The sequence below is a fragment of the uncultured Veillonella sp. genome (assembly GCF_934190855.1).
In the GTDB taxonomy this organism is placed as follows: domain Bacteria; phylum Bacillota; class Negativicutes; order Veillonellales; family Veillonellaceae; genus Veillonella.
In genome coordinates this window covers 1-5,532 of sequence record NZ_CAKPTN010000104.1, presented here as the reverse complement: position 1 = coordinate 5,532, position 5,532 = coordinate 1, and the positions used below count along the sequence as shown (strand labels likewise).

Below are 5,532 nucleotides of genomic sequence, written 5' to 3'. Positions count from 1 at the left end.
GCATACATTACAGGTGATGTGAAGTATCATGAGGCCCAAATGGCTAAGGAATTAGGCATCCTTGTAGTTGATGCAGGGCATTTTGGTACAGAGTCTATTGTAGCTGATGGCTTGCGAGACTATTTAATCGGAACCGGTCTTTCTATTCCGGTTCAAGCTTTTACAGAACAAAATGATTTCTTCTTTTTATAATGTTGCATTTTCTTGCAACAAATAGCTTAGCTATGATAAACTGAATTGAAGCAAGTATGAAAGACGGTTGCGAGTCCTTAGGGCTCGAGGAAAGTCCGAGCTCCATAGGGCAGGATGCCAGATAACGTCTGGCGAGGGTGACCTTAGGGAAAGTGCCATAGAAAAGGAAACCGCCACGTCAGTGGTAAGGGTGGAAAGGTGAGGTAAGAGCTCACCAGCAGTCTGGTAACAGGCTGGCTCGGTAAACCCCATCCGGAGCAAGACCGAATAGGGAAGGGTTAAGGGTGGTCCCGCCTACCTTCCGGGTTGTGTCGCTCGAGCGTGCAGGCGACTGTACGCCTAGAAAGATAATCGTCACCGCGCAAGCGGAACAGAACTCGGCTTATTGATTGCTTGCTTCCATATTTAGGATATAATTTATAGTAGTATATAAGATTGTAGATCTTTGTTAGGAGAACTTCATGGCAATTACAGCAATTACTAGTGTACAAGAATTTGATGAAAAAGTACTTGGTTCTAAAGGCTTGGCTATTGTTGACTTTTGGGCTGGCTGGTGTGAACCTTGTACTGTTATGCGTCCAGAGGTAGAAGCAGTGGCAGCACGCTTCGAAGGACAAGTAGAATTCTTCAGCGTTGATGCGGAAGATAAAAACCTTCGTGGTATTTTGTTAAAAGAAGATATCGATGGTATTCCATCTATGGTATTCTTCCGTGATGGCAAAATGCTTGATTACATTGTAGGTTATAAAAAATCTGATGTCCTTGAAGCCATAATCAAGGAAATCATATAACAGTCTAAAAACTGTTTAAAAATTACAAAAACATAGCATACAGAGCTGTATATAAGAGAAATTGCCTCTTATATACAGCTTTTTTGCTTAAATTCTATAGTTATTAGTTTAATAAAGTGCTATAATAAAGTAGTAAGAATGTGATTGTTATCATGTTAGTTGAGCTCTATCAGATGATAAAGTAAGCTTATAAAAATGATTGCTATCATAGTCGTTGTAGTTTATTAAGTAATATACATATATTGCGCAAAGTTGTTGTAAGGAGGCTATATTCCGTGAAGAATCGTGTAAACAGTCTATGGACACTCTTCCAAGAGCGCCGTTTGAGTCGACGCACATTTATGAAATCCTGTGTAGCACTCACCGCTATTTTAGGCCTACCACCAACGATGTTAGACACCGTTGTTAAGGCTGCTGAAACAACTGAATTACCTACGGTAATTTGGCTACATGGTCATGAATGTACTGGTTGTAGTGAATCTTTTATCCGTTCATCTTCTCCATTTACATCTGATGTTATTTTGAACATGATTTCTTTAGAGTATGATGATACTTTGGCGGCAGCGTCTGGTGCACCATTAGAGGAACATTTAGAAAAAATCATCAAAGAAAAAGCTGGTAAATACATCTTAGCTGTTGAAGGTGGCGTACCACTTGATGAAGATGGTATTTACTGTACTGTAGGTGGTCGCACATTTAAACAATCCTTGTTAGAAGCCGCTAAAGGTGCTGCAGCGATCATCGAATATGGTTCCTGTGCTTCTTGGGGCGGTATCCAAGCAGCTAAACCAAATCCAACAAATACAGTATCCGTATCTTCTGTTGTATCTGGTAAGCCAATTATCAAAGTTCCTGGCTGTCCTCCGATTCCAGAGGTTATGACTGGTGTAGTAATGCACTATGCATTATTCGGTCAAATTCCACCTCTTGATGCACAAGGTCGTCCTAAACAATTTTATGGCAATCGTATTCACGATACATGCTACCGTCGTGCCTTCTTTGACTCTGGTCTATTCGTTGAGAAATTTGACGATGATGCATCCAAATCTGGCTGGTGCTTGTACAAAGTAGGTTGTCGTGGACCTCAAACATATAATTCTTGTGGTAACTTGCGTTGGTGGAACGGTTTATCCTATCCAATTCAATCCGGTCACGGCTGTATTGGTTGCTCTGAAAAGGGCTTCTGGGATAATGACGTATTCTATAAACGCTTACCTGACATTCCATTAGCAAATACCATTACAACTGCTGATACAATCGGTACAGTGGCTGCTGTTGGCGCTACTACAGCGGTTATAGCTCATGGTGCTGCAACCCTTATTCGCAATAAATATCTTGATATTCAAGAGGAAAAACGCTTGAAAGAACAAGGTTTATGGGATGAAACGAAGCATAATAATGGAGGAGGTCACTAATGAAACGCGTAGTAGTAGATCCGATTTCCCGTATTGAAGGTCATTTACGGGTGGAAATAAAAGTTGATGAAGCCAGTGGTAAGGTAGAGGACGCATTGTCTTCTGGTACTGCTTGGCGTGGTATTGAGCTCGTTGCAAAAAATCGTGACCCTCGTGATTTATGGGCCTTTGTACAACGTATTTGTGGCGTATGTACAACAACACATGCTTTAGCATCTTTGCGTGCTGTAGAGGATGCATTAGGTATTACGATTCCTAAGAATGCAAACTATATCCGCAACATTATGCATAGCTCTTTAGATGTACATGACCATATCGTGCATTTCTATCACTTACATGCTCTTGACTGGGTTAGCCCTGTAGCAGCTCTTAGTGCAGATCCAGCTAAAACAGCACAATTACAAAATGATGTATTAGCTACTTATAATGTAAGTGGCTTAGCGCCAGCGGAAACAGCTTCTAAAGATTCTGCATATCCTAAAGAATTCCCTAAGGCAACTACTGCGTACTTTGCAGCAGTACAACAAAAGGTTAAGAAAATTGTTGAATCTGGTCAGTTAGGTATTTTCTCTGCTCAATGGTGGGATCATCCAGATTATAACTTATTACCACCTGAGGTTCATTTGATGGCTGTGTCCCATTACTTGAATATTCTTGACCGTCAACGTGATATTGTAATTCCTCACGTTGTATTTGGTGGTAAAAATCCTCATCCACATTACATCATTGGTGGTATGCCATGTGCTATTTCTATGAATGACATGAATGCGCCAATCAATACACAACGTCTAGCTGCAGTAGAACAATCCATTGCATTGACTAAAGACTTGGTAGAAAAAGGTATGATTGATGGCGGTGGCCTTGCGAAGAAACGCGTTATGTCATACGGTGACTATCCTGATGATACTTATACAGGCACTACTAATGGTGATTACCATAAAAAATGTATTGTTCGTTCTAATGGTGTAGTAGAGAACTTTGCATTAGGCGTGGATAAAGCTACATTTATTCCGTTGGAAGGTAAGGACTTCATGGATCCTCAATACCTTAGTGAAGAGGTTGATCACTCTTGGTTTACCTATCCAGATGGTACGAAAACACTTCATCCTATTGATGGTGTTACAGATCCTAAATTCACAGGCCCTAAATCTGGTACTAAAGAGAAATGGGAATATCTTGACGAAGATAAAAAATACTCTTGGATTAAATCCCCAACTTTCAAAGGCAAAACTGCAGAGGTTGGTCCATTAGCAAAATATATCGTTGTTTATACAAAAGTAAAACAAGGTATCATTAAAGAACCTACTTGGGCAGAAGCTATGATCGTTCGTCAAATCGATACAGTATCCCAAGTATTGGGCGTACCTGCACATGTATGGATGACAACTATGGTAGGCCGTACAGCATGTCGTGGTCTTGATGCACAAGTGGCGGCAAATATTAGCCAATACTTCTTTAATAAACTTGTATCCAACATCAAAAATGGTGATACTGCAGTAGCAGATATGACTAAGTTTGAACCAAATACATGGGAAAAAGACGCAAAAGGCGTTGGTCTTGTAGATGCACCTCGTGGTGGTTTGGGTCACTGGATCCACATCAAAGATGGTCGCTCTGCTAACTATCAATGTATTGTACCGTCCACTTGGAATGCATGTCCTAAAACTGCAGCCAACGAACATGGTGCATACGAAGACTCCATGATTGATACAAAAGTAAAAATTGCAGATAAACCACTTGAGATTTTGAAGGTTATTCACTCCTTCGACCCATGTCTTGCGTGTGCAACCCATTTATACAATAAAAAAGGCGAAAAAATCGTTTCCGTCAATACTGATGCATTGTGTAAATAAAGGGTGGTGGACTTATGTTAATACATACTGACAAAAAGGCGTATGTCGTATTTAGTTTATGGCTGCGCATCTTCCACTGGACTATGGTACTTAGCGTAACAGCTTTATTCTGGACGGGTCTATATATTGGTGACCCAGGTTTTGCTGCTATAACAGGTAATCCAGAGCCAACCTTTGCCATTGATGGCTGGTTCTCTATGGAAACTATGCGTCGAATTCACTTCGGTGCAGGGGCAATTTTAACATTCTCCTTTATTTTCCGTATTGCGGCAGGTTTCTTTAATCGTGGTGATAGACTTTTACCTAATTTCCGCCAAAAACGTTATTGGTATGGTCTTAAAGAAGCGGTATTACACTATTTAATGATCCCTCAAAAACATGAACATCATTGGATTCGTAACTCTTTAGCAAGAACGGCGTATTTAATGGTGTATATTATGTTCTTCTTTGAAATCGTTACAGGTGCTACCATGTACGCCATGATCGATCCAAATGGCTTCTTAGGCACTCTTTTGTCTCCTTTAGTTGGCCTATTTGGTGGGGAATATAATATTCATATGATTCATCACTACATTGCTTGGTGCTTCTTATTCTTCACTATTGTGCACGTGTACATGGCGTTCCGAGAAGACGTTATGGAGGAATCTGGTGAGGTATCCTCTATGGTTTCTGGTATGAAATACTATGCTCACGATCCAATCGATATTGAGGATCTTAACGGTAAACGTCGTCGCGGCGAACGTATAGAGAAACCATCCTTTACTACATATCGTCCAAGCAACCCTGACGATCCTAGAGAAAGTGAATTAAAGAATGATGACTGATACAAGTACTGAATTCATCAGTGGCTTGGAACAATACGCGGACTCTGAGGGTCCGCGTATTGATTTAAATAGCCTTTATGATGATGGAAATAATGAAATTGTTCTACTTGGAGTGGGGAATATATTACTTACCGATGAAGGCCTTGGTGTACATGTGGTTAAAGATTTAAAAGAGTCTTTTACTTTTACGCCTGCCATTACCGTTATTGATGGTGGTACTATGGGGATGGAATTACTGACTTATATGCGCGGTATGAAGAAGATCCTTCTGGTAGATGCCATTAATGGTGGAGAACAGCCTGGAACAGTTTATGAGTTCCCTCATAAAGAGTTAGAGCAATATTTTACTGAGCATATTTCTGTACATGAAGTAGGTATGCAAGATATTTTACGTATCCGTGCTATTCAAGAGGAACCTCTAGAGGATGCTGTAGTCATTGGTGTAGAGCCAGAATCC

Annotated in this window: 6 protein-coding genes and 1 other RNA gene; all 7 read left to right on the top strand. The window is 40.5% G+C overall.

Annotated elements, in window-relative coordinates:
• Positions 1-192 (top strand): Nif3-like dinuclear metal center hexameric protein (locus Q0F90_RS06680; RefSeq protein ID WP_296004279.1); only part of this gene is annotated, 192 nt, incomplete at its 5' end.
• A gap of 50 nt (positions 193-242) precedes the next feature.
• Positions 243-593, top strand: an RNA gene (gene rnpB / locus Q0F90_RS06675) — RNase P RNA component class A.
• Between the two features lie 60 nt (positions 594-653).
• A complete protein-coding gene (locus tag Q0F90_RS06670) occupies positions 654-983 on the top strand; it encodes a co-chaperone YbbN (protein ID WP_296004278.1) in 330 nt (109 codons plus the stop codon).
• A gap of 275 nt (positions 984-1,258) precedes the next feature.
• Positions 1,259-2,398 (top strand): hydrogenase small subunit, encoded by a 1,140-nt coding sequence (locus Q0F90_RS06665; protein WP_296004277.1) that lies wholly within the window; start codon positions 1,259-1,261, stop codon positions 2,396-2,398.
• A complete protein-coding gene (locus Q0F90_RS06660) occupies positions 2,398-4,251 on the top strand; it encodes a nickel-dependent hydrogenase large subunit (RefSeq protein WP_296004276.1) in 1,854 nt (617 codons plus the stop codon). The genes Q0F90_RS06665 and Q0F90_RS06660 overlap by 1 nt, the downstream gene beginning before the upstream one ends.
• A gap of 14 nt (positions 4,252-4,265) precedes the next feature.
• Complete coding sequence (gene cybH, locus Q0F90_RS06655; RefSeq protein ID WP_296004275.1) at positions 4,266-5,075, top strand: Ni/Fe-hydrogenase, b-type cytochrome subunit; 810 nt, start codon at positions 4,266-4,268, stop codon at positions 5,073-5,075.
• A partial coding sequence (locus tag Q0F90_RS06650) for a HyaD/HybD family hydrogenase maturation endopeptidase (RefSeq protein WP_296004280.1) occupies positions 5,068-5,532 on the top strand: 465 nt, incomplete at its 3' end. The genes cybH and Q0F90_RS06650, both read left to right, overlap by 8 nt.